Origin of the sequence: Nonomuraea deserti, from assembly GCF_004348685.1 — a bacterium.
Taxonomy (GTDB): Bacteria; Actinomycetota; Actinomycetes; order Streptosporangiales; family Streptosporangiaceae; genus Nonomuraea; species Nonomuraea deserti.
Map to the genome: position 1 here is coordinate 1 of NZ_SMKO01000158.1, position 24512 is coordinate 24512.

The 24512-nt window shown below is 70.7% G+C and carries 22 protein-coding genes; 11 read left to right on the forward strand and 11 right to left on the reverse strand.

Features of this window, described 5'->3' with window-relative positions; all coding sequences use genetic code 11:
* Nucleotides 1-123 precede the first annotated feature (123 nt).
* Nucleotides 124-498, reverse strand: a complete 375-nt coding sequence (locus E1292_RS37725; protein ID WP_132516184.1) for an FKBP-type peptidyl-prolyl cis-trans isomerase — start codon at nt 496-498, stop codon at nt 124-126.
* Nucleotides 499-565: 67 nt separating this feature from the next.
* Here E1292_RS37725 and E1292_RS37730 point away from each other — a divergent pair, with 67 nt between their 5' ends.
* Nucleotides 566-1384 carry an SDR family NAD(P)-dependent oxidoreductase gene (locus tag E1292_RS37730; protein ID WP_246090606.1) on the forward strand — a complete coding sequence of 273 codons (819 nt, stop codon included), beginning with the start codon at nt 566-568 and terminating at the stop codon, nt 1382-1384.
* A gap of 144 nt (nt 1385-1528) precedes the next feature.
* On the opposite strand, the gene E1292_RS37735 is transcribed toward E1292_RS37730, so the two are convergent.
* Nucleotides 1529-2968, reverse strand: coding sequence for a GuaB1 family IMP dehydrogenase-related protein (locus E1292_RS37735; protein WP_181958353.1), 1440 nt, complete (start codon nt 2966-2968; stop codon nt 1529-1531).
* A gap of 97 nt (nt 2969-3065) precedes the next feature.
* Between E1292_RS37735 and E1292_RS37740 the strand changes: the two genes are divergently transcribed.
* A complete protein-coding gene (locus E1292_RS37740; RefSeq protein WP_132602677.1) occupies nt 3066-3518 on the forward strand; it encodes a GyrI-like domain-containing protein in 453 nt (150 codons plus the stop codon).
* A 21-nt stretch (nt 3519-3539) separates the two neighbouring features.
* Here E1292_RS37740 and E1292_RS37745 read toward each other — a convergent pair whose 3' ends face one another.
* Entirely contained in the window at nt 3540-4058 is a 519-nt protein-coding gene (locus E1292_RS37745; RefSeq protein WP_132602680.1) for a TetR/AcrR family transcriptional regulator, read from the reverse strand.
* A gap of 83 nt (nt 4059-4141) precedes the next feature.
* On the opposite strand from E1292_RS37745, the gene E1292_RS37750 reads away from it, so the two are divergent.
* Nucleotides 4142-5365, forward strand: coding sequence for an FAD-dependent monooxygenase (locus E1292_RS37750; protein ID WP_132602683.1), 1224 nt, complete (start codon nt 4142-4144; stop codon nt 5363-5365).
* On the opposite strand, the gene E1292_RS37755 is transcribed toward E1292_RS37750, so the two are convergent.
* Nucleotides 5362-6483 carry a CaiB/BaiF CoA transferase family protein gene (locus tag E1292_RS37755; RefSeq protein ID WP_132602686.1) on the reverse strand — a complete coding sequence of 374 codons (1122 nt, stop codon included), beginning with the start codon at nt 6481-6483 and terminating at the stop codon, nt 5362-5364. The genes E1292_RS37750 and E1292_RS37755 overlap by 4 nt on opposite strands.
* A gap of 253 nt (nt 6484-6736) precedes the next feature.
* On the opposite strand from E1292_RS37755, the gene E1292_RS37760 reads away from it, so the two are divergent.
* From E1292_RS37760 to E1292_RS37775, 4 genes are all read left to right on the forward strand, one after another.
* Nucleotides 6737-8272, forward strand: a complete 1536-nt coding sequence (locus tag E1292_RS37760) for a serine/threonine-protein kinase (RefSeq protein ID WP_132602689.1) — start codon at nt 6737-6739, stop codon at nt 8270-8272.
* Nucleotides 8269-9237: an NAD(P)-dependent oxidoreductase gene (locus tag E1292_RS37765; RefSeq protein ID WP_132602692.1), complete on the forward strand. Its 969-nt coding sequence runs from the start codon at nt 8269-8271 to the stop codon at nt 9235-9237. The genes E1292_RS37760 and E1292_RS37765 overlap by 4 nt, the downstream gene beginning before the upstream one ends.
* Before the next feature lie 145 nt (nt 9238-9382).
* A complete protein-coding gene (locus tag E1292_RS37770) occupies nt 9383-10732 on the forward strand; it encodes an FAD-binding oxidoreductase (protein ID WP_132602728.1) in 1350 nt (449 codons plus the stop codon).
* A 7-nt stretch (nt 10733-10739) separates the two neighbouring features.
* Nucleotides 10740-11999 carry an SAM-dependent methyltransferase gene (locus E1292_RS37775; RefSeq protein WP_132602695.1) on the forward strand — a complete coding sequence of 420 codons (1260 nt, stop codon included), beginning with the start codon at nt 10740-10742 and terminating at the stop codon, nt 11997-11999.
* 47 nt (nt 12000-12046) lie between these two features.
* Here the strand turns inward: E1292_RS37775 and E1292_RS52350 are convergent, their stop codons facing one another.
* The 6 genes from E1292_RS52350 to E1292_RS37805 all read right to left on the reverse strand — a co-directional run bounded on the left by E1292_RS52350 (nt 12047) and on the right by E1292_RS37805 (nt 18208).
* On the reverse strand, nt 12047-12721 hold the full coding sequence (locus E1292_RS52350; protein WP_281284123.1) for a DUF6069 family protein: 675 nt from the start codon (nt 12719-12721) through the stop codon (nt 12047-12049).
* A gap of 314 nt (nt 12722-13035) precedes the next feature.
* Nucleotides 13036-14343, reverse strand: a complete 1308-nt coding sequence (locus E1292_RS37785) for an extracellular catalytic domain type 1 short-chain-length polyhydroxyalkanoate depolymerase (protein ID WP_132602698.1) — start codon at nt 14341-14343, stop codon at nt 13036-13038.
* 154 nt (nt 14344-14497) lie between these two features.
* Complete coding sequence (locus tag E1292_RS37790) at nt 14498-15448, reverse strand: phosphotransferase (RefSeq protein WP_220447259.1); 951 nt, start codon at nt 15446-15448, stop codon at nt 14498-14500.
* 10 nt (nt 15449-15458) lie between these two features.
* Nucleotides 15459-15962 carry an HAD family hydrolase gene (locus E1292_RS37795; protein WP_132602701.1) on the reverse strand — a complete coding sequence of 168 codons (504 nt, stop codon included), beginning with the start codon at nt 15960-15962 and terminating at the stop codon, nt 15459-15461.
* A gap of 75 nt (nt 15963-16037) precedes the next feature.
* Entirely contained in the window at nt 16038-16586 is a 549-nt protein-coding gene (locus tag E1292_RS37800) for an AAA family ATPase (RefSeq protein ID WP_132602704.1), read from the reverse strand.
* An 86-nt stretch (nt 16587-16672) separates the two neighbouring features.
* On the reverse strand, nt 16673-18208 hold the full coding sequence (locus E1292_RS37805; RefSeq protein WP_132602707.1) for a long-chain-fatty-acid--CoA ligase: 1536 nt from the start codon (nt 18206-18208) through the stop codon (nt 16673-16675).
* Between the two features lie 195 nt (nt 18209-18403).
* Here E1292_RS37805 and E1292_RS37810 point away from each other — a divergent pair, with 195 nt between their 5' ends.
* The 4 genes from E1292_RS37810 (at nt 18404) to E1292_RS37825 (ending at nt 23564) form a co-directional block, all read left to right on the forward strand.
* A complete protein-coding gene (locus E1292_RS37810) occupies nt 18404-19945 on the forward strand; it encodes a GMC family oxidoreductase (RefSeq protein WP_132602710.1) in 1542 nt (513 codons plus the stop codon).
* A gap of 44 nt (nt 19946-19989) precedes the next feature.
* The gene (locus tag E1292_RS37815) at nt 19990-21243 is read left to right on the forward strand and encodes a cytochrome P450 (protein WP_132602713.1); all 1254 of its coding nucleotides are present in this window, start codon (nt 19990-19992) and stop codon (nt 21241-21243) included.
* 61 nt (nt 21244-21304) lie between these two features.
* A complete protein-coding gene (locus E1292_RS37820) occupies nt 21305-22180 on the forward strand; it encodes an alpha/beta fold hydrolase (protein WP_132602719.1) in 876 nt (291 codons plus the stop codon).
* Nucleotides 22181-22322: 142 nt separating this feature from the next.
* Nucleotides 22323-23564 (forward strand): cytochrome P450, encoded by a 1242-nt coding sequence (locus E1292_RS37825; protein WP_132602722.1) that lies wholly within the window; start codon nt 22323-22325, stop codon nt 23562-23564.
* A gap of 15 nt (nt 23565-23579) precedes the next feature.
* Here E1292_RS37825 and E1292_RS51740 read toward each other — a convergent pair.
* Nucleotides 23580-24512 (reverse strand): hypothetical protein (locus E1292_RS51740; protein ID WP_165974958.1); only part of this gene is annotated, 933 nt, incomplete at its 5' end.

Genomic DNA, 24512 nt, shown 5'->3' on the forward strand with positions numbered 1-24512 from the left:
TCACGTGATCGTCCAGATGCACATAGAGTGCGGTCAGAAGGGCGTCCAAGTCAGTCTTCACACACCGACCATGGACGCCCTTCGTCACGCCCGCAGCCGATCACCGAATTTCACATCAGCGATCTAGCTGACGCCGAGCAGGTCGACGACGAAGATGAGCGTCTCGTTCGGCTTGATGCGGGCGCCCGCGCCGCGGCTGCCGTAGCCGAGGTGCGGCGGGATGACCAGCTTGCGCCGGCCGCCGACCTTCATGCCCGCGACGCCCTGGTCCCAGCCGGCGATGACCCGCCCGCCGCCGAGGGGGAACTCGAACGCCTCGCCGCGGTTCCACGACGCGTCGAACTCCTCCCCGGTCGAGAACGCGACGCCCACGTAGTGGACGCGTACGTTGTGGCCGGGCTTGGCCTCCTGGCCGTCGCCGACGGTCAGGTCGACGATCTCCAGGTCGGCGGGCGGGTTGCCCCCGGGGAAGTCGATCTCGGGCTTCTCGAGTGCCACGAAGTGCTCCTGTTGACGATGAGAACTGACCCGACGACTCTATGCGCTCGGGATATCGTCGTCGTTCGTGACTCCTCCGTTTCCTGACGGGAGCGGCCTGTCGGCGAGCCGCTCCAGCGACCCGGACACCAAGACGGCGCTGTCTCCCGATGCGGTCATGCTCACCGGCCGGGTGGCCGTGGTCACCGGAGGAACCAGGGGCATCGGGCGGGCGATCGCGGAGGCCTTCGCCGCGTTCGGGGCCCACGTCGCCGTCTGCGACCGCGACAAGCCGCAGGGCGAGCTGGCGATGACGCTCGACGTGCGCGACCAGGTGGCCGTGGAGGTGTTCGCGCAGGCCGTACGCGAGCGCTGGGGCCGCGTGGACGTGCTCGTCAACAACGCGGGCGGCACCTTTCACGCCGCGTTCGCCGACACCTCGCCGCGCGGCGAGCAGATCCTCATCGAGGAGAACTTCACCCAGGTCACCGGCATGACCAGGCGGCTGCTGCCGATGATGTCCGAGGGGGCCTGCATCATCAACGTGACCTCCAGCGAGGCGCACCAGGCTGCGCCCGGGTTCGCGGTGTACGCGGCGATGAAGGCCGGGCTGGAGAGCCTGACCAGGTCGCTGGCGCTGGAGCTGGCCCCCAGGGGCATCAGGGTCAACGCGATCGCGCCCGACGCGCTGCGGACGGAGGGCGAGGCGGGTGTGCGCGAGCGCATGCTGGCCCGCCCGCTGCCCTATGACCCGGTGCGCGTGCCGCCGCTCGGAAGCCTCGGCGACCCCCGGGACGCGGCGGGGGCGGCCGTGTTCCTGGCCAGCGACCTGGCCAGGTTCGTCACGGGGACGACGGTTCACGTGGACGGTGGCATCAACGCCGCGGGCGGCTGGCGCCGTACCTGACGCTCCGGCCGCTTCGCCGGGCCCGCGCCGCGGCACCACTGCGAGGGCGGCGACGCCGTCTCGGACCTCCTGGCCCGGCACCGGTCGTGGGCGGCGGGGGACGGCAGGCGCCGTGCCGGGCCGTCCGGCCGTCCGGCCGTGCGGTCACCAGCTCTGGTGCAGGGGCATGCCCTCCGCGTAGCCGGACGAGCTCTGGACGCCGACGACCGCCTGCCGGTGGAATTCCTCCAGGTCCGAGGCCCCCGCGTACGTGCACGACGAGCGCAGCCCGGCCACGATGGCGTCGATCTGGTCCTCCACGCTGGGCCGTTTGGGATCCAGGTACATCCTGGACGTCGAGATGCCCTCCTCGAACACGGCTTTCCTGGCCCGCTCGAACGCCGAGTCGTCGGCCGTCCTGAGCCGCACGGCCCGCGCGGAGGCCATGCCGAAGTTCTCCTTGTACTTGCGCCCGTTGGCGTCCGTACGGGTGTCTCCCGGCGACTCGTACGTGCCCGCGAACCAGGACCCGATCATCACGTTGGAGGCGCCGGCGGCCAGCGCCAGGGCCACGTCGCGCGGGTGCCGCACGCCGCCGTCGGCCCACGCGTGCCGCCCCAGCCGCCGGGCCTCGGCCGCGCACTCGACGACGGCCGAGAACTGCGGCCGGCCGACCCCGGTCATCATCCGCGTGGTGCACATGGCGCCGGGGCCCACCCCGACCTTGACGATGTCGGCGCCGGCGGCGACCAGATCGCGTACCCCTTCGGCGGTCACCACGTTGCCGGCGGCGACGGGGACGGGGGCGTCCAGCGCCTTGACGGCGCGCAGCGCGGAGATCATCTTGTCCTGGTGGCCGTGGGCGGTGTCCACGACCAGGCAGTCGATCCCGGCGTCGAGCAGTTCCCCGGCCCTGGCGGCCACGTCGCCGTTCACGCCGACGGCGGCCGCGATGCGCAGGCGGCCCCGGGAGTCGACGGCCGGCTGGTAGAGGGTGGCGCGCAGCGCGCCCATGCGGGTGAGGATGCCGACCAGCCGCCCGCCGGCGTCGACGATGGGCGCCAGCCGGTGGCGGCCCTCGTGCAGCCGGTCGAAGGCCGTGCGCGGGTCGAGCCCGGCGGGCAGCGTCAGCAGCTCGCTCGACATGACCTCGGAGAGCTGGGTGTACATGTCCACGCCCTCGCAGTCGGCCTCGGTCACGACGCCGACGGGCTGGTTGTCCCAGTCGACCACGATGACGGCGTTGTGCGCCCGCTTGGGCAGCAGTTGCAGCGCCTCGCCGACCGTGTCGTGCGGGGTGAGGGTGAGCGGCGTGTCGTGCACGAGGTCGCGTTTCTTGACCCAGTCGACCACGTTCGCCACGACGTCCAGCGGGATGTCCTGCGGGATCACGGTGATGCCGCCGCGCCGCGCCACGGTCTCGGCCATGCGCCGGCCGGCGACCGCGGTCATGTTGGCCACGATGAGGGGGATGGTGGTGCCGGTGCCGTCGTTGGACGAGAGGTCGACCGCGAGCCGCGAGCCGATCGACGACCGCGACGGGACCATGAACACGTCGCTGTAGGTCAAATCGTATGGAGGCTCGAGGTCATTAAGAAACTTCACGTTCATCCATCTTATGTGGCGACAGGGTGTGCCAAGGGTTTCCCCCTTTCTCGGGGGCTTATGATCGGCCGGGACACTTTTGGGGGAGGGAGGGCCTGTGGACGTCACCGAACGGGCCGAGCTGACCGTGGTCGGCTTCGCCGTACGTACCACGAACGCCGACGAGAAGGATCCGGAGCGCGCCAAGCTGCCCACGCTCTGGAAGCGGGCGGGGGCGCCGGGGGCTTTCGCGCACGTGCCGGGACGCGTGGACGAGAACCTCTACGCCGTGCTGACGGACTACGAGAGCGACCACAACGGGGCTTTCACGCAGATCGTCGGCATCGGCGTGCGCACCGTGCCGCGGTTGCCCGAGGGCATGGTGGCCGTCCGGGTGCCGGCGGCCAAGTCGCTGAAGGTGGAGGCCCGCGGCTCGATGCCGCAGGCCCTCGTGGAGGCGTGGCAGCAGGTGTGGCACTACACCGAGTCGGGCGGTTCGCCGGCGCGGGCGTTCACCACGGATCTGGAGGTGCACCACCGCGACGGCGCCGATCTGTTCATCGCGCTCTAGCGAGGGCCGGACACGGGTGGATCAGAGGCCGAGCGCGGCGGCCGCCGCCTGGACGGCCGTCGGCTTGACCTCCTCGATCGGCCGGCCGGCGTATTCGACCGCGCAGTCGGACATCCCGCCGAGCGCCACCGTGGCCCGGATGCGCTGCTCCTGCGTGACGTCCGCGCCGAGCAGCAGGCCGACGAGCCGGCGCCGCCAGTCGAACAGGCGGTCGGTCAGGTCGAGCTGGCCCAGCGTGGCCAGGTCGTTGAGCACCATGACGAGCACCTGGCGGTGCCGCCAGATCATCTCGAAATAGTCTTCCAGCAGCTCGCGCGGGTCGCCGGGCGCTCGTGCCGTCACGAACCTGTCGTGGTCGTCGATCAGCGGCTGGACGATGCTGCGCACGAGGTCGTCGCGCGAGGCGAAGTGGTAGTAGAGCGCGGGCTTGGTGATGCCCAGCCGGTCTGAGATCTGGCGCAGGCTGGTGTTGCGCACGCCCTGCTCGGCGAACAGTTCGCGGGCGACCGCCTGGATGCGGGCCTTGGTGTCACTGGGCATGGGCCAAGGCTATCCCTTACCTATCGTTAAGTAAGGGCCTGTGCTAGCGTCGCACTTACCATCCGTTAAGTAAGGAGAGTGCGGTGCGAATCCTCATCTCGGGTGCGAGCGTGGCGGGACCGGCGCTGGCGTACTGGCTCGGCAGGTACGGCTTCGAGGTCACCGTCGTGGAACGCGCTCCCGCGCTGCGGAAGACGGGCGGCCACGCCATCGACCTGTTCAGGCCCGCCATGGACATCGTCGAGCAGATGGGCGTGCTGCGGCAGGTCCTGGCCAGGAGGACCGGCACGGACGTGCTCACGGTGTACAGGGAGGGGCACGCGCGCCCCGTGGACGTGGAGGTGCGCCGCCTCATGACGGCGGTCTCCGACCGGCACGTCGAGATCATGCGCGACGACCTGAGCGAGATCTTCTACGACGCCACCCGGAACGACGCCGGCTACGTCTTCGGCGACTCCATCGCCTCGATCTCCGACGGCGGGGAGGTGGTCTTCGACAGCGGCAGGACAGGCGCGTACGACCTGGTGATCGGCGCCGACGGCCTGCACTCGAACGTGCGCCGCCTGGTCTTCGGCCCCGAGTCGCGCTTCACCTCGTGGATCGGCGCCTACCTGGCCGTCGCCTCGGTGCCCAACCACCTGGGGCTCGACGGCCGGATGGAGGGCCTGGCGGGGGTCGGCAGGATGGCGGCGCTCTACGGCGCGGCGCACATGGCCGACGCGCGGGCCGTGTTCCTGTTCAGGACCCCGGAGCCGCTCGACTACCACCACAGGGACGTCGCACGCCAGAAGGAATGCCTGCGCGAGCACTTCGCCGATGCGGGCTGGGAGGTGCCGCGGCTCATGGAGGAGGTGGACCGTACGTCGGCCTTCTACTTCGACTCGATCACCCAGCTCCGCCTGGACACCTGGTCACGGGGCCGGGTGACGCTGGTCGGCGACGCCGGCTACTGCCCGGGCCCGGCCGTCGGGGGCAGCACGAGCCTCGCGGTCGTGGGGGCGTACATCCTGGCGGGCGAGCTGGCCGCCCACGGCGGCGACCACACGCGGGCCTTCCCCGCCTACGAGGCGGAGATCGGCGCGTACGTGCGCCGCAGCCGGGCCTTCGCCATCGCCGCGGCCAAGCGCCTGGTGCCCGGCAGCCGGTTCGAGGTGTGGACGCTGGTCCAGGCCGCGCGGCTGATCAATCACCTGCCGGCGGCCGTGACCAGGGCGGCGAGCAAGATCGGCGCCGCCAAGGGGGTGCGCCTGCACGACTCGATTGCGCTGAAGGACTATTCGGCCCACGCCGTGGCGAGGGCACGCTAGGCGAGCACTCCCTGGGCGCGCAGCTTCTCCGCCTCCTCCGGCGACAGGCCCCATCCCGACAGGTCGGCCTGGCGGGTGGCGGGCGACAGGTCCTGGGCGGGCACGCCCAGCAGGCGGGGCGCGGGCACGGGATGGGTCACGCCGCCGACCTCGACGAACGCGCCTCTGGCGACGTTGTGCGGGTGCGCGGCGGCCTCCGCCATCGACAACACGGGGGAGACGCACGCGTCCGAACCCTCGAAGAGGGCCTCCCACTCGGCCCGCGTCCGCGTCCTGAACTCCGCCGCCAGGCGGGCCCTCAGCGCCGGCCACTGCGACCTGTCGTTCCTGTCGGGCAGGTCGGTCAGGCCCATGAGGGTCACCATGGCCTCCCAGAACTGCGGCTCCAGCGCCCCCACCGCGACGTACTCGCCGTCGGCGGTCTCGTAGGTGTCGTACTGGGGGGCGCCGGTGTCCAGGAGGTTCGTGCCGCGCGGTCCCCAGTGGCCGCTCTGCACGGCCTGGTAGAACATCGAGAACAGGATCGCCGCGCCGTCGACCATGGCCGCGTCGATCACTCTGCCCCTGCCGGTGCGCTCCCGTTCGAACAGGGCGAGCAGCACGCCGTACGCGAGCATGAGCCCGCCGCCGGCGAAGTCGCCGAGGATGTTGATCGGCGGCGTCGGCTTGTCACCTTCGCGGCCCAGCATCGACAGGACGCCGGAAACGGCGACGTAGCCGATGTCGTGCCCGGCCGTGGAGGCGAGCGGCCCGTCCTGCCCCCAGCCCGTCATCCGGCCGTAGATCAGCCGCTCGTTCACTGCGTGCAGGTCGTCCGGCCCGATGCCGAGCCGCTCGGCCACCCCCGGCCGGAACACCTCGATCACCACGTCGGCGTGCCGGGCCAGCTCCTTGAACGCCGACAGGCCCTCAGGGGCCTTCAGGTCCAGCCCGATCGTGCGCTTGCCCCGGTCCATGACATCGGCGCGCGGCCGGTCGGAAACCGCCTTGACACGGTCCACACGCAGGACTTCCGCGCCGTGATCGGCTAGCATCATCCCGGCGAACGGCCCTGGAGCGAGTCCGGCGAGTTCCAGCACGCGCACTCCGGCCAGCGGGCCACGGCGATCATCAGGCATGTACGTCTCCTCGGTGTGAGCCCAGCTCCAGTAGAACAACCTTCGGTCGCCCGTGGCAAGCCGCCCTTCCGAGCCCCGCGACCTTCGCGACCTTCCCGCGAAGTTGGGGGAGGTATGGGAAACTTGCCCACTGTTCGGATGGTCTACAGGCGGCCGCGTAGGGCGGTTGTCTGCAGAAGGCGTTCGCGCCTCCACGGACTCCCGCGTCCAGCGGTCGTCCCGTGGCAGGCGCTCGCCGCTACAGGGGTAGGACATGGTTTCGGAGAGCAACCGCCTCATCGCAGGGCGCTACCAGTTGCTGCGCGAACTGGGCCGCGGGGGGATGGGCGTGGTCTGGGAAGGCCGCGACACCTTGCTCAATCGGCAGGTGGCCATCAAGGAATTGCTGCTGCCCGAGGGCTTCTCGCCCGCCGACCAGGAGCGGCAACTCCTGCGTACGGCCCGCGAGGCGCGCACCGCGGCCCAGCTCAACCATCCGTCCGTGGTCGCGATCTATGACGTGGCCGAGGACGGCGGCCGGCCGTGGATCGTGATGGAGCTGGTGCGGCATCCGTCGATCGAGGAGGTCGTGCTCACCACCGGCGCCCTGCCCGTACGAGAGGCGGCGGGCGTGGGCCGGCAGGTGTTGTCGGCGCTGAGGGCCGCGCACGAGGCCGGCATCCTGCACCGCGACGTCAAACCCAGCAACATCCTGCTGGCCGACGACGGCCGCGCCGTGCTCACCGACTTCGGCATCGCCACCGCCGAGGGCGACGCGTCGCTCACCCAGACCGGCATGGTCACCGGCTCGCCGAGCTTCCTCGCGCCGGAACGGGTCCGCGCCGCCGACGCCGGACCCGCCTCCGACCTGTGGTCGCTGGGGGCCACGCTGTACGCCTGCATGGTGGGGCGCTCGCCGTTCGAGCGCGGCGAACCCATGGCGACGCTCAACGCGCTGCTCAACGAGGAGCCCGACTACCGCAGGATCCCGCCGGCCCTGCATGAGGTGCTGCGCGGCCTGCTGCAGAAGGAGCCCGAGGACCGGATCGACGCGGAGGAGGCCGACCGGCTGTTCGCGGCCATCATCGCGAATCGGCCCTCGAACGACGACCAGCACGTCGAGGAGAGGAAGCCGGGCAGGCGCCGCGGCCGGGCGCTGCTCGCGGCCGGCGCCGCGGCGGTGCTGGTCCTTGCGGGCGGCACGGTGGCGTACCTCGAGTTCGCCGCCCCGGCGGAGGGTGCGCCGCGCACCACCACGCGCCCGGCCGCGGTGAGCAGCCCGCTCACGCCGGTCGCCACGGCGACGCGGCCGAGCGCCTCGCCGACGCCCACGCCGAGCGTGACCAGGGCCGTCCCGATCGTGCGGGCGTGGAAGTCGCGGGACGGCTGGTCGATCATGCGGCCGACGGGCTGGCGCGGCGCGCTCGCCGAGGCGTACACCGAATGGACCCGCAGGGACAGGAGCGCGCACCTCGGGGTCGAGGCCGTCTACGCCAAGCTCGACCCGCACCAGATCATCCGCGACTCCGAGGAGACGTTCCAGCAGAACGCCGTCAACGTCGTCAACCGCGGGCTCAGGCGGGTCACCCACCAGGGCGCCCAAGCCGTGGAGTGGGAGTTCTCCTGGACGGCCGGCGAGGCGGGCGACGCTCGCTGGGTGCGGCCGGGTGTGCGCTACCGCGAGGTGCGCAGGGCGGTCGCGATCGGCGACACCGCCTACATCCTGTCCTGGACGGTCACCGAGGGGCAGTGGCGCCGCAACAGGGAGCTGATGCGGCAGGTGATCAGCAGCTTTACCGTAGGCGCATGAAACCCTGGAATCTGCTCGCCCTGCCGCCGCTCCCCGAAGAGGTGATGCGCCGCCTGCTCGCGCCGCTCGGCGACCGGGTGACCGTGCGCGTTCCCGCGGCCCGCGACCGCGACGCGCTCCTGGCGGCGCTCCCGGAGGCGGAGATCGTGCTCGGCGACTGGACGGGCACGCTCGTGCTTGACTCCGAGGCGGTCAGCGCCGCGCCCCGGTTGGCATTCGTGCAGCAGCCGTCCGTGGGCGTCGACGGTCACGACCTCGACGCCCTGGCCGCGGCCGGGGTGCCGCTGGCCAACACGCCCGGCGTCAGCGCCGTCGCGGTGGCGGAGTGGTGCCTGGCCGCCACGCTGTCGCTGTCGCGCAAGCTGGCCGCCGCCGACGCGGCCGTGCGCGCGGGCGAGTGGCCCCAGCAGGGCCTGCAGCCCCACGAACTGCGCGGCCGCCGCGTCGGCGTGGTCGGCTACGGACCGATCGGCGCGGAGTGCGTCAAGCTGTTCCGCGCGCTCGGCTGCGAGGTGTCCTACTGGACCCGCACGCCGCGCCCCGACCCCGGCTTCGAGGCGCTGGACTCGCTCGTGGCCGCCGGCGACGTCGTGGTCGTCGTCATCGCGCTGTCGGACGAGACCCGCGGCCTCATCGACCCGGCACGCATGAAACGGGGCGCCCTGCTGATCAACGCGGCCAGGGGCGGAGTCGTGGACCAGGGCTCGCTCACCGAGGCGCTGCGCTCCGGGCACCTGGGCGGAGCGGCACTCGACGTCTTCGACGTGGAGCCCCTGCCCTCCGGAGATCCGCTGCGCGACCTGCCGAACGTGCTGCTCTCCCCGCACGTCGCGGGCGTCACCCCCGAGTCCACCGGCCGCCTGCTCACGGCCACTCTGGACAACCTGACCGCGGCGGTCGAGGGCAGAAAGGTGGACGCCGTGCTGAACGGTGTAGGACCGTTGATCTCCAGAAAGTTTACGTAATCGCCTACCATGCAGGCGATTCACCTGGCACGATGAACAGTTTTCGTGTCTTTAACGACCCCGGTCTGGTTCGGGCCGCCCGTGAGAGATAACGTCTTACGGGCGATCTCTACCGGCTCAAGGGGGTGCTTCCGTGACGACGACGATGTCGACACACCAGCGGGCAGTAGAGCAGATCCGGCGGTCCTACGCCGAGATCCCGGGCGGCGCCACGCCCCGGCTGGCCAAATCGACGTCCAACCTCTTCAGGTTCCGCGCCCAGGGCCGCACGGCCAAGCTCTCGGCCCGCGACCTCGACGAGGTCATCAGCGTCGACCCGGAGACCATGACGGCCGAGGTCCAGGGCATGACCACGTACGAACACCTGGTCGACGCCACGCTGCCGCACGGGCTCATGCCCTACGTCGTCCCGCAGCTCAAGACCATCACGCTGGGCGGCGCCGTGACCGGGCTCGGCATCGAGTCCACCAGCTTCCGCGACGGCCTGCCGCACGAGTCGGTCGAGGAACTGGAGATCCTCACCGGTGACGGGCGCGTCGTCGTGGCCCGCGAGGACAACGAGCACCGCGAGCTCTTCCGCGCGTTCCCCAACTCCTACGGCACGCTGGGCTACGCGCTGCGCATCCGGATCAGGCTCCGCAAGGTGCAGCCGTACGTGCATCTCACGCACGTCAGGTTCACCGACGCGGGCAAGTGCATGCTGGCCATGCAGGAGATCTGCGACAGCATGGTCCACGACGGCGAGACCGTCGACTTCGTGGACGGCGTCTTCTTCACGCCGGGGGAGATGTACCTGACGCTCGGCCGGTTCGCCGATCGTGCCCCCTACGTGTCCGACTACACCGGGATGCGCATCTACTACCAGTCGATCCGGCAGCGCAGCCGCGACTGGCTGACCGTCCGCGACTACCTGTGGCGCTGGGACACCGACTGGTTCTGGTGCTCGCGGGCCTTCGGCGTGCAGCAGCCGGTGATCCGCTCGCTCATGCCACGCCGCTACATGCGCTCCGACGTCTACCGCAGGCTGGTGGCGCTCGACCGGAAATTCGGCCTGACCGCCCGCGTCGACCGGTGGCGCGACCAGCCCGTGCAGGAGTCGGTGATCCAGGACGTCGAGGTCCCGGTCGAGCGCGGCGCCGAGTTCCTCGACTTCTTCCACGACAAGGTGGGCATGACACCTGTGTGGATGTGCCCGCTCCGCGCCGGCTCGCGCTGGCCGCTCTATCCGCTGGAGCCGGGCAAACTGTACGTCAACTTCGGATTCTGGGGCATGGTGCCGCTGCCGCGGGGGCAGTTCGACGGCTACTACAACCGGCTCATCGAGCGGTCGGTCCACGAGCTCGACGGGCACAAGTCGCTCTACTCGACCTCCTATTACGCCCCGGAGCAGTTCTGGCAGCTGTACAACGGCGAGGCCTACCGGCCGGTCAAGCGGGAATACGACCCGAACGGTCGCCTGCTGGACCTGTACGAAAAGTGTGTACGGGGAAGGTGAAACACGGATGGCGCTGGCAACCATCTTCGAGAAGATCGTCGGCACTGACGCGAATGTCGCGTTCACGGCCTACGACGGGAGCAAGGCCGGGCCGGACGGGGCAGACCTGGCCATCGAGGTGAAGTCCCCGATCGCGGTGGCCTACCTCGCCCAGGCCCCCGGAGAGCTGGGCCTGGCCCGGGCGTTCGTCTCCGGGCATCTTGACGTGCAGGGCGACCTCTACACCCTGCTCGACCGCATGTGGAACATCACCACCAACGACCTCACGACGTCGGAGAAGCTCGCGGCCGTCCGGGCCCTCGGCATGAAGCCGCTGCTCATGCGCGTGCCGGCGCCCCCGCAGGAGATGCGCCAGAGCGCCCTTGCCAGGCTCGGCTCCCGCCACGCCAAGCAGCGCGACGCCGAGGCGATCCACCACCACTACGACGTCTCCAACCGCTTCTACGCGTGGGTGCTGGGCCCGTCCATGGCCTACACGTGCGCCGTCTTCCCCTCGGAGGGCTCCACGCTCGAGGAGGCCCAGTTCGCCAAGTTCGACCTGGTGGCCCGCAAGCTCGGGCTGGAGCCGGGGATGCGCCTGCTCGACGTGGGCTGCGGCTGGGGCGGCATGGTCATCCACGCCGCCCAGCACTACGGCGTCAAGGCTCTGGGCGTGACGCTGAGCAGGCAGCAGGCGGAGTGGGGGCAGAAGGCCATCGCCGACGCCGGCCTCGAGGACCTGGCGGAGATCCGCTTCATGGACTACCGCGACGTCCAGGAAACCGGCTTCGACGCGGTCAGCTCGATCGGCCTGACGGAGCACATCGGCAAGGCCAACCTGCAGGCCTACTTCTCCTTCCTGAACGGGAAGCTGAAGCCCGGCGGGCGCCTGCTCAACCACTGCATCACCCGGCCGACCGGCAGGGAGAAGACCTTCAACAAGGGCGGCTTCATCAACCGCTACGTCTTCCCCGACGGCGAGCTGGAGTCGGTGGGCCTGCTGGTCAGGCAGATGGAGGACCTCGGCTTCGAGATCCGCCACGAGGAGAACCTCAGGGAGCACTACGCGAAGACCCTGCGGCACTGGTGCGACAACCTCGACGCCAACTGGGACGACGCGGTCCAGGAGGTCGGCATGGGCACGGCCCGGGTGTGGGCCCTCTACATGGCGGGCTGCATCGTGGGCTTCGAGCGCAACAAGGTGCAGCTCCACCAGGTGCTGGGCGTCAAACTCGACCGGAACGGCCGGTCGGGGATGCCGCTGCGGCCGGCGGTCGACTGGCCGTGACGGCCTGCGCGGGAGGGCCGGCCGGTCCTCCCGCGTGAGGGGTGCCGTCAGTCGTACGGATCGTGGTCGCGGCGCTCGTAGCCGCGCTGCTCGTAACCCTGCCGCTCGTAACCCTGCCGGTCATGGCGCGGCTGCTCATAGCGGGGCTGCTCGTGGCGGGGCTGCTCGTAGTGCGGCCGGTCGTATCCGCGGGGCTGGTCGTAGCCGCGCGGATCGTAGCCCCGAGGCTGCTCGTACGGGTGAGGCTCCGGCTCCGGCCCCTCCATCAGGGCCGTACGCCCGATCGACGTCAGCAGCGAGGCGATGGCGATGCCGATGACGAGGTTGATGGCGGCCGTGGCGACCTGCTCCAGGAGATCGGCGGAGTGCATGAACGGCAGGATCGTGATGATGACGGCGAAGAGCCCGGCGATCCAGCTGAAGAACTTGGCCGGCTCGGGCGTGGAGAGCATGAGGACGAAGAGCAGCAGCGTGGCCACGAGCGCGGCCGCGGCGGCCGAGATCGCGTAGCCCGTGGTCGCCGCGCTGCCGTAGACGGGATCGCCGTCGGGGGCGATCACGCGGATGCCGAGCAGGCTCTTGCTGATCATCACGCCGACCACCGCGATCAGTGCGGCCACGACGGCTGCGGCGACCCCTCCTCCCCACACTCGCGCCGGGTTGACCCGTGGTCCGGCCGATCCAGGGCGGCGATCATAGCGATCATGCGAGGGGTATGACATGGGCTCACCTTTGTCGCGGATGCCGATCAAGCACTTCGGAAACCTTACACGCGCCGTCAAGAGCCGCACGGGGAGCCGGCCCACCCGTGCTGGAGGGTGGGCCGGCGGGCTAGCTCTGCTTCTTCGCGTGCTTTCCCCGGCTGGTGTGCTGCTCGTCCTGGCCGGAGTCCTCCTGGGAGTCCTGCGGATCTTCCTCGGGGTTGTGGGGCTTCGCGTGCCTGCCCACGTGCTCTCCTTGCTGATCGCTCCTCTACGTGGCCGGACGGCTACCTACTGTAGGGAATCGATGGGGTGCAGGTAAAGCCGCTCTCCCGTCAGGAGGCCGTGCAGGTGGCGCCGTTGAGGGTGAAGGAGTCCGGCTCGGCGGTGTCGCCGCCGTGGGTGGCCTGGAAGCCGAACGACGCCGACGCGCCCGGGGCGATCGTGCCGTTGTAGGGGGCGTTCGTGGCCGTGACCTGGCCGCCGGCCGGTGAGACGGTGGCGTTCCACGCGGAGGTGACCGTCTGGCCCGAGGGGAGGGTGAAGGCGAGGGTCCACGAGCCGACCTGGGACGGGCCGGTGTTGGTGATCGTGACGGCCGCCGTGAAGCCGGTGTTCCAGCTGTTCATGGTGTACGTGACCCGGCAGGCGCCCGGCGGGTCCGGCGTGACGGTCGGCGAGGTGGTCGGCGAGGTGGTCGGCGAGGTGGTCGGGTCGCCGCCGTCCGACAGGCCGAAGAAGTCGATGGCCGCGGCGGCCATCCCGCTCTGGGGCAGGCTGTGGCCGACGCCCTGGATGCTGATCGCCTCGACGGGCGGGGTGGTGCCGGTGCCGCCGTACCTGGTCCTGGTCCAGTCGGGTTGCGGCCGGTCGGTGCGGCTGGGCGTCTGGCTGAGGCCGTGGACGTCGGTCCACTGCTTGATCTGCTCCTGGAAGTTCGGATAGCGCAGCGTGCTGTCCTCGGTGCCGTGCCAGATCTGCATGCGCGGCCTGGGGCCGTTGTAGCCGGGATGGGCGGCGCGCACCAGGTCGCCCCACTGCTGCGGCGTCCTGCTGATCTGCCCGTTGGCGCAGGCGCTGTTCCAGCTGGAGCCGTCGGTGGTGGCGAAGCAGCCGAACGGCACCCCCATGAACGCCGCTCCGGCCTCGAACACGTCGGGGTAGCCGCCGAGCAGGACGTTGGTCATCATGCCGCCGGACGACGCCCCGGTGACGTAGGTGCGGCCGGGGTCGGCGCCGTGGCGCTCCTGGACGTACCTGACCATGGAGACGATCCCGACGGGGTCGCTGCCTCCGTCGTGCCGCAGCGCCTGCGGCGAGGAGACGTCGAAGCAGGAGCCGCTCCTGGTCGCCGACGGGTAGATGACCACGAACTTGTGCCGGTCGGCCAGCGAGGCGAACTCCGTGCCGGAGTGGAAGGCGGGGCCGGACCCGGTGCAGTAGTGCACGGCCACCAGGATCGCCGGGCGGGCGGGGACGCCGTCGGGGACGTACAGGTGCATGCGCAGGTTGCTGGGGTTGGCGCCGAAGCCGGTCACCTCCGTCAGCTGGGCCGAGGACGCCGGGGCCGCCGTGATCAGGCCGGCGATGACGAGGGCCGCGGCGGCCGTCACGGCGCCTGCTGTTCGGGCTCTGAGATTCATCGGGTTCCCCTCCCGCTCGGCTGAAACATTGCGAGTGTGAAGAGAAACTTTCACTGTGGCAATATCCTTGTCTCGATCCGTGCGATCGGCGCCCGCTGAGCTGGCAAGAGGGCCCGGGCGGAGGGCGACGCCGGCTGAAACTTTCGGCTCGCCGTCAGGAGGTCGCGCGCAGCTCTGCGAGAGTGCCGGCCAGCGACTCCCAGGCCTGCTCGGCGTCCGGCGTGCGCCCGTGCGGCGAGCGCAGCCACTCCACGAACTCGGCCACGTCGTCGAGGGCCCACCGCAGCCGGTAGAACGCCAGAGCCCGCGGATCGGGCGTGCGGCCCGTGGCCTCGGCATACCGGGCGAGGTCGCCCGGCTCCTTGGCGACCAGCCACAGGTCGCGCTCGGGCGGAGCCAGGCCGACGGTGTCCCAGTCGACCAGGGACCACTGGCCGTCCGCGCGCAGCAGGTTGCCCGGATGCGGCTCGCCATGGGTCACGACCGGCTCCCCGAGCGTGCCCGCCAGCTGGTCGAACTCCGCCAGCTTCCGGCGCAGCGTGCCCGTATGCTCCGCGATCAGCTCCCTGGCGGGCTCGGAGAACGGGCCACCCAGCCAGGGACGGTCCGGCTCGCTTAGGCACAGCTCCAGGACGGCCCGGCCGGCCGGCTCCGGCGGGCGCGGCGGCGTCGGCAGCGGAGGAGGCGTCGCGTGCAGCTCGGCCAGCAGCTCGATGACGGCGCCGCGATCGGAGGCCGCCAGCTCGTCGCCGAACTCTCCGGCGGTCCCGTCGGCGTACGGGAAGACGCTCATGGCGTAGCGGTGCCGGTCGAGCCGCCGCAGCGTCGTGCCGTCGGAGCCGCGCAGCGGGGCCACCACGAAACCGAGCCCCGCCTCCTCCCGCAGGGCCGCCGCCGTGTCCATGGCCAGCCCCAGCCCGTCGAACGTCCGGCGCCGTACGTCGGCGACCGTGACGAACCACCGCCGCCCGCTCCCGGCGCCCGCGACCCAGTGATAGTCGCCGAACCCGACGGGCGCGTAGTCGAGCGTGGCGGCCTGGACGCCCCACGCGCGCAGCGCGGGACGCAGCAGCCCTTCGTCGAAGTCCTCCGGCCGATCTTGCACGCGAACCACGCTATCGATCGTCGCCCACCATCCAGCCACCGGCCGCCGGGGACGCCCCGCACCGCCGGGCGCCGATCTCGAACAGCCGCACGTCGGGTTTGCTCACGCCCTCCGCGCCCGAGATCGCCCAGCCGTCCAGCCGGGAGGCGAGCCCCGTCCGTTCGAGCTTGCCCGTCTGGTTGTCGGCCATCCCGTTCGTCACGACGCCCACCGCCCAGCCGGCCGACCGCAACCGGTCGAGCCCCGCCAGCACCTCGGCCCGGCACGACACCAGATGCGGCAACCGTGCCCGGTAGGCCCGCCACAGCTCCCCGGCCGGCTCGGGCAGCCGGAAGCGCTCGCGTACGAGCTCGAAGAACGTCTCCATCGGCACGGAGCCGTTCGCGTCCAGCTCCACCATCCAGCACGCCGCGCCCTTGCCCAGCCCTCGCTCGGAGGCGAACTCGGCCGTCCACCGCCGGAACGCGTCCAGCCGGTCGATCAACGTGTTGTCCAGGTCGAAGAGCGCCGGCATCGGGTCCTCCTTGCCGTGACGGGAACGTGGCCGAGCGCCCGAGCCGCGGCCGGGCCGGCGCCGGTGTGGGCCGCCTCACTCCAGGGGCACCGCGCCGGCGACGAACGCGGCCCGCTCCTCGACCGGCGCCCTGGGCAGCGCCACCACGTCGTACCCGTGGTCGGCGTACGCTCGTACGACCGCCTCGTAGGTCCGCTCGGCCTCCTCGAGGCTCTGCTTGCGCTCGTTGTCGTGCTCGTAGATCTCGGGCCACGGCGGGGCGGCGAACACGCGCCGGTGGTAGCGGAACGTCTCGGCCGCGGTCAGCAGGTGCCGCGGCACCGGACGCCCCAGCAGCCGCAGGTAGCCGATGGTGTCGATCAGCCCCCGGTCGAAGACCACCGGTCCCGGCCCCGCGGCCGTGCGGTACGACCGCAGGTCCCACGACAACATCAGCTCCGCGAACAACTCCGGATCCACCCAGGGCAGCGCGCGGCCGGAGATCGCCACCTGGTCCTGGATGATCGCCCGCCCGGCCTCGGGCCGCGTGGCGAACCCCCGGGCGCCCAGGTGCTCGACCAGCGTGCTCTTCCCTGAGCCTGGTCCTCCGGTGATGACGATGTAGCGCTCGTGGTAGCCGGGCATGCGGCAGCGTTCCCCTTCTCTCGGTGGTGACAGGAATGCCGTCGATCAGGGCCGGGCGCGGGAGGCACGCGCCCGGCGCGTCGCTCCTAGCGCAGCTCCCGCTTGAGGATCTTGCCCGTGGCCGTCATCGGCAGCGAGTCGCGGAACTCGATGATGCGCGGATATTTGTAGGCCGCCATGTTCTCCTTGCACCAGGCGATCAACTCGTCCTCGGTGATCGTGGCGCCCGGCGCGGGGATGACGTACGCCTTGATCTCCTCGCCGTGGGAGTCGTGGGCGATCCCGACGACGGCGGCGAGCGAGACGGCCTCGTGGGTGATCAGCACCTCTTCGAGCTCGCGCGGGTAGACGTTGAACCCGCCCCTGATGATCATGTCCTTGGAGCGGTCGATGATGGAATAGTAGCCGTCGGCGTCACGGGTCGCGATGTCGCCCGTCCTGAACCAGCCGTCGCGCATGACCTCCGCGGTCGCCTCGGGGCGGCCGTAGTAGCCCTTCATGATGTTGTGGCCGCGGATGGCGATCTCGCCGGGGCCCTCCCCTTCGACGGTCTTCCAGTCGCTGTCGACCAGCTTCATCTCCACGCCCCAGATCGGCGTGCCCACGGTGCCCGGCTTGGCGGGCCGGCCTGGCTGGTTGAAGCTGGCCACCGGCGAGGTCTCCGACAGCCCGTACCCCTCCAGGATGCCGACCCCGAACGTCTGCTCGAAGTCCTTGAGCACCTCGACCGGCGAGGAGGCGCCGCCCGCCACGGCCACGCGCAGCGAGCGCGGCACCTCCACGCCGTCCGCGTGGATCTTGGAGAGCATGCTCCAGTACATCGTGGGCACCCCGGCGAAGAACGTGACGTTCTCCTTCGCCATGAGCGCGAGCGCCTCGCCGGGGTCGAAGCGCGGCATCAGCACGATCGTCGAGCCGCGCAGGAAACCGGTGTTCATGACGACGGTCTGGCCGAAGGAGTGGAAGAGCGGCAGCACCGCCAGGTAGACGTCGCCGCCCTCGGTGTCGGGGAACATCGTGTCGCTGACCATGGCGTTCATCAGCATGTTCTGGTGGCTGAGCTCGGCGCCCTTCGGCTGGCCGGTGGTGCCCGAGGTGTAGAGGATCACCGCGGTGTCGTCGGCCGCGGTCTGCACGGTCGCGAACTCGCTCGCCATCCCGCCGAGCGCGGCCCAGATCGACTCGCCGTGCTCCGACTCGGTCGCCAGTGGCGTGGCGGGGAGGACGAAGAAGTGCTCGCAGCCGGCCGCCGCCTCGAACCCGGCCTTCCCGCGCTCACCCAGCGGCAGCTCGGGGGTGCCCTCGAAGCAGAACAGGGCCTTGGCGTCGCTGTCGTCGAGGTGGTAGGCGATCTCGCGGGACTGCAGCAGCACGTTGAGCGGCACGACCGTGGCACCGGCCTTCAGGATGCCGAAGTAGACGAACGGGAAGTACGGCAGGTTCGGGCACGCCAGCGCGACCTTGTCACCCGTGCCGATCCCGCGCGACACGAGCAGGTTGGCCACCTGGTTGGCGACAGTGTCGATCATGGAGTACGGCAGCCGCATGTCGCCGAAGACGATCGCGGTGCCGTCGGGGGTGTTCCTGGCGCTGTCCTCCAGGACGACCGACAGATTGAGCATGACGCCTTCCTCCCTCTCAGCAGGCTTCGGCGCCATCTTCGCAGGGGCAACATACCGGCCGGTAGGGCAAAATCGCGATTTCTCCCGCTGTGGCGCCCCGGACACGGCCCGCCGCAAGGGACGGGGGGCACCTCGGGATATGGACGTGCCCCTGCGCCTGGAGTAAGCAAGGATCAAACACTCCCAAGGAGGGTCATGGAGTACGACTATGTGATCGTCGGGGCGGGGTCGGCGGGCTGCGTGCTGGCCGGCCGGCTCTCGGAGGATCCGGGTGTGTCGGTGGCGCTGGTCGAGGCGGGCGGGCGGGACGGCAAGCTCGAGATCCGGATGCCCGCGGGCTTCTCCAAGCTGTTCAAGACCGACGACGACTGGAACTTCACCACCGCCAAGCAGGGCGAGCTGTCCGGCCGCGAGCTCTACTGGCCCAGGGGCAGGGTGATCGGCGGCTCGTCCTCCATGAACGCCCAGATGTGGGTGCGCGGCTGCCAGCGCGACTACGACCAGTGGGGCGTGCCCGGCTGGACCTACGACGACGTGCTGCCCTACTTCACCAGGGCCGAACGCCGGGTCGGCAGCAACGAGGGCGGCGTCTACGGCACCACCGGCCCCTTGTACGTCTCCGAGCTGCGCAGCCCCAACGTCACCACCGCCGCGTTCCTCCAGGCCTGCGAGGAGCTGGGATTATCCCGGCTCGGAGAGCTGAACGGGCGCTCCAACGAGGGCTACAGCCCCACACCCGTCACCCAGCGCCGCGGCCGCAGATGGAGCGCGGCCGACGCCTACCTGCACCCGGCCATGAAGCGGCCCAACCTCCACGTGATCACCGGGGCGCCCGTCGACCGGGTGCTGTTCGACGGCCGCCGGGCAGTCGGCGTCGAGTACGGCGGCGCCCGGATCGGGGCCAGGCGCGAGGTCGTCCTGTCCGCCGGCACGATCGGCTCGCCCCACCTGCTCATGCGCTCAGGCGTGGGCGCGCCGGAAGAGCTCCGCGACGCCGGGGTGCCCGTCGTGCGCGAGCTGCCCGAGGTCGGCAAGAACCTGCAGGACCACCTCTCCTCCGGCGTGTTCGTCGAGTGCCGGCAACCGGTGACGCTGACCAGGGCCGAGTCGATCGGCAACCTGCTGCGCTACATCGTCCTGCGCTCCGGCATGCTCACCACGAACGTCGGCGAGGCCGTGGCGTTCATCAGGACCTCCGACGAGGAGCCCGCGCCCGACATCGAGCTGGTCTACGCGCCCGTGCCGTTCGTCGACCACGGTCTCGCCAAGCCGGCCGGCCACGGGCTCACCGTCGGGGTCGTGCTGCTGCAGCCGGACAGCCGCGGCAGGGTCGGGCTGAGCGGAACGGACGTGGTGATCGACCCCGCCTACCTGACCGCGGAGGCCGACGTCAAACGCCTGGTCGCGGGGCTGAAGACGGCCAAGCAGGTGTTCACCACCGCCGCGATGAAGCCGTTCGCGGGCGGGCCGATGGCGCCGTACTGGGGGCCGGAGAGCGACGAGGAGCTCGCGCAGTGGGTGCGCGAGCGCGCCGAGACCCTCTACCACCCCGTCGGAACCTGCCGCATGGGGGTCGACGACGCCTCCGTCGTGGACCCCGAGCTGCGGGTACGCGGCGTCGAAGGGCTCAGGGTCGTGGACGCGTCGATCATGCCGACGCTGAACCGCGGCCACACCCACGCGCCCGCCGTCATGATCGGCGAGAAGGGCGCCGACCTGATCAAGGGTGCGGGGTGAAGCGCCCTTGACGTAAGTGGTCACTTGCAGAAGGCTTGGAAGGTATGACGCTCTCCGCCGGCCTCGACCTCTCGCAGATCCCGTTCTGGGCCCTGCCGCAGGCCGAGCGCATGGAGGCCTTCAAGAAGCTGCGGGCGCTCGAGCGGCCGGTGTTCGTCCGGGAGCAGGCCGTGCCGTTCGTCGGCGGCGGCCCCGGCTACTACGCGCTCGTCCGCCACGCCGACGTGGTCGAGGCGAGCAGGAACGCCGCGGTGTTCAGCAGCGAGCCGTGCTCCAACAGCGTTCCCGACATGCCGCGCTGGCTGAGCGTCTACTTCGGCTCCATGATCAACATGGATGACCCGAGGCACGCGCGGTTGCGCCGGATCGTCTCCCGGGCGTTCACGCCGCGCATCCTGTCGAAGATGGAGGACGACCTCGCCCGGGCGGCCGCGGAGATCGTCGACCGGGCGGTGGAGGAGGGGCCGGGCGACTTCGTCGCCCAGGTGGCCGCCAAGCTTCCCGTACGCGTCATCTGCGACATGATGGGCATCCCTCCGAAATTTCACGGCATGGTGCTGCGGCGGACCAACGTCATTCTCGGCAACGCCGACCCCGAATACACCGGCATCGCCCCCGAGCTCAGCCGCGTCAACGTCGCCCGCGGCCTGGCCAAGCTGCTGCACGCCGGCTTCTCGCTCAACCGGCTGGCCGCCCGGCTGGGCGACGAGCGGCGCCGGCGGCCGACGGGCGACCTGGTGAGCCTGCTGGTCAACGGCGACGAGCACCTCACGTCGCAGGAGCTGGGCTCGTTCTTCATCCTGCTCGTGGTGGCGGGCAGCGAGACCACCCGCAACGCGATCGCGCACGGGCTCAAGCTCTTCACCGACCACCCCGCCCAGCGGGAGCTGCTGCTCGCCGACTTCGACCGCCGCATCGTCGGAGCCTGCGACGAGATCGTGCGCCACGCCACGCCGGTGATCCAGTTCCGCCGCACGCTCACGCGGGACCACGAGCTGAACGGCACCGCGTACGCGGAGGGCGACAAGGTGCTGCTGTTCTACAACTCCGCCAACCGCGACGAGGCCGTCTTCACCGACCCCGACACGTTCGACATCACCCGCGACCCCAACCCGCACGTCGGCTTCGGCGGCCCTGGCCCGCACCACTGCCTGGGCGCCCACCTGGCGCGCAGGGAGATGACCGTGATGTTCCGCGAGCTGTTCACCCGCCTGCCCCGCATCAGGGCGGAGGGCGAGCCGGACCACCTGCTGTCCAATTTCATCAACGGCATCAAGCACCTGCGCTACTCCTGGTGAGGCCGCCGCCGCGGCGGGAGCGGGTGCTCCGGCGGCGGGCCGAATGCTAGGTTTCGCAGTCATGGAGATCAGGACTGTCCACGCCAATGGGGTGGAGTTCGCGTATCTGACGATGGGGGAGGGGCCGCTGGCGCTGTGCCTGCACGGCTTCCCCGACACCGCCCACACCTGGCGCCACCTGATGCCTGCGCTGGCCGAGCGCGGCTACCGCGCGGTCGCGCCGTTCATGCGCGGCTACGCGCCCACCGAGGTCCCCGCCGACGGGGCGTACGAGGAGGCCGCGCTGGTCGCCGACGTCCGTGCGCTGCACGAGGAGCTCGGCGGCGACGCGGACGCGGTCGTCGTCGGCCACGACTGGGGCGCCTTCCCCGTCTACCGCGCCGCCGGCCGCTTCCGCAGGGCCGTGGCCCTCGCCGTGCCGCCGCCCGGCGCCCTCGGCGGTCGTTTCCTCGACTACGACCAGCTCAAGCGCTCCTTCTACGTCTTCCTGTTCCAGACGGGCGTGGCCGAGGCCGCCGCCGCCCGGCCCGGCTTCATCGCCGACCTCTGGCGCGACTGGTCGCCGGGGTACGACGCGCGCGAGGACCTCGAGTTCGTCCGGCGCAGCATCGGCGAGCCCGCCAACCTGAGGGCGGCCATCGGCTACTACCGGTCCATGCTCGGCACCACGCCGCCCTCCGGCCGCTATCCGGAGGTCGAGTCCAAGGTGACCGGGCCGGTCCTCTACCTGCACGGCGCCCAGGACGGTTGCCTGAGCGCCGAGATGGCGCAGGACGCGCCCGGCCTCCTGCCGGATGGCTCGCAGGTGCGGCAGGTGGCGAGGGCCGGGCACTTCCTCCATCTCGAACGGCCCGCCGAGGTCAACCGGCTCATCCTCGACTGGCTCGGCCCGGCGTCCTCGGCCGAGCTGACCCAGATCCGCCCGATGGGCTTCTGAGCACCGCGATCTCCGGGTGCTGCCCCGGCGGGCTCACCCGGAGCGCCTCCTCCACCGCGCGGGCCACCCGGATGTCCAGCGGATACGTACGGTGTACGTCCGGACCATTGACGTAAGTGGCCGCTTTCCGAATGATGGCCACATGAGCGTCCTCGACTTCGATCTGTCGGACCCCGAGTTCTGGGCCAGGCCCATGGACGAGCGAGAGAGGGCGTTCGAGCGGCTGCGCTCGCGCGAGACGCCCGCCTTCTTCGAGGAGATGGAGATCTCCTTCGCGCCCAAGGGGCCCGGCTATCACGCGCTGGTCAAGCACGCCGACATCCTCGAGGCCAGCCGTAATCCGGAGGTCTTCAGCTCCGGCCAGGGCGGCGCGACGAACATCCCCGACATGCCCGCCGAGTTCACCGAGTATTTCGGCTCGATGATCAATATGGACGACCCCCGGCACGCGAGGCTCCGCAGGATCGTCTCACGCGCGTTCACGCCCAAGATGATCAAGCAGTTCGAGGCGGACGTCGAGACGGCGGCGGGCGCCATCGTCGGCGACCTCCTTGCCAAGGGGCCCGGCTGCGACTTCGTCACCGAGGTGGCCGCGCGCCTGCCCCTGAAGATCATCTGCGACATGATGGGCATCCCCGAGCGCGACTACCAGTTCGTCTTCGACCGCTCCAACATCATCCTCGGCGGCTTCGACCCCGAATACACCGGCGGCGACCTCACCCAGATCGCCGACCGCCTGCTCACCGCCGGCATGGAGTTGCAGCAGCTGGTGCAGGACCTGGCCGCCCACCGCGCCGACCACCCCACCAACGACCTCACGTCATCCCTGGTCAACGCGAACATCGACGGCGAGCGGCTGACGATGCAGGAGCTGGGCTCGTTCTTCATCCTGCTGGTCGTGGCCGGCAACGAGACCACCAGGAACGCCATCTCGTACGGCCTGCGCCTGCTCACCAGGAACCCAGGCCAGCGCGCGCTCTGGCTGGACGACATCGACGGGCGCGCGCCAGGAGCCGTGGAGGAGATCGTCCGCCTGGCCTCCCCGGTGAACTTCATGCGCCGCAAGGTCACCCGCGACCACGAGATGAACGGCCACCTCTACCGCAAGGGCGAGAAGGCGGCCCTGTACTACTGGGCGGCCAACAGGGACGAGGAGGTGTTCGCCGACCCGCTGCGCTTCGACATCACCCGCGACCCCAACCCGCACGTCGGCTTCGGCGGCCCCGGCCCGCACTTCTGCCTCGGCGCCCACCTGGCCAGAAGGGAGATCACGGTGATGTTCCGCGAGCTGCTGCGCCGCGTCCCGCAGATCGAGGGCGGCAAGCCGGACCGCCTGCACTCCAGCTTCATCAACGGCATCAAGCACATGGAATGCGTCTTCTAGCCGTCAGGGCCGAGGTCAGGACGCCAGCCTGATCTGGTTCATGACCGTGCGGACGTCGGGCAGGAGCTGCTTGCTCTCGGCCGGGATCGACATGTAGACGATGGCCGGGACATTGCCGCCGGTGTTGACGGCCATCGTCACGATCGTCGCCTTCTCGGTCTGCGACGTCAGCGAGTACGCGATCAGCCGTCCCGTGGAGTCGCCCACCCTGATCGCCTGCTGGGCGATCTTGCGGACCCTGTTGTCCTTGGGGAAGAAGCTCCTGCGGGCGGAGAGCACGACCTGCTTGATGACCGGCTCCAGGTCGTCCTGCTCGTAGTACGACGCCAGCCGCTGCGACAGCGGGCCCGTCATCAGCTGCGCGTACCGCTCGGGCGCGACCTGGACGTACTGGCGGGTGTCGAAGCCGTACGTGGCCTTGACCGTGGCGCGCTGGTCCAGCCGCCAGGTGCCGCCGAGGCGCGGGACCGAGATGCGGGCCGGCGCGTCCGGGATCCTGCCGATGACGGGGGCGGGCTTGCCCGAGTATTTCGGCAGCGGGCCGATCGAGGACGACGTCTTGGTGGAGCGCGGCTTCTGCGAGGCGGAGGGCTGCGCGGCGACGTTGGAGCTCGCCGGGTCCTCGCTCGCCAGCGGTCCCGCCAGGAACGCCCAGATCAGCGCGACCACCAGGGCGACCGCCACCGAGCTGCCGAGAGCGTACATCCAGACGGGTTTGCCCGGCTCGTCCTCCAGGGCGTCCTGGTCGCCCATGGCCTGGTAGTTGTCGCCGAAGACGGTGTTCCAGAGCTCCTGCTGGCGCTCGGGAGGCGGGGTGCGTGACCCGCTGATCTGGCCCGCCGTCACGAAGCGGCGGTCGGGGTCGGAGGGGTCGCGGTTGAGGTTCGATCCGGGGCGAGAGCTCTGGTCCTCGCCGGGGGGCGTGTCAGCGTGGGGGGAGTCCATGGG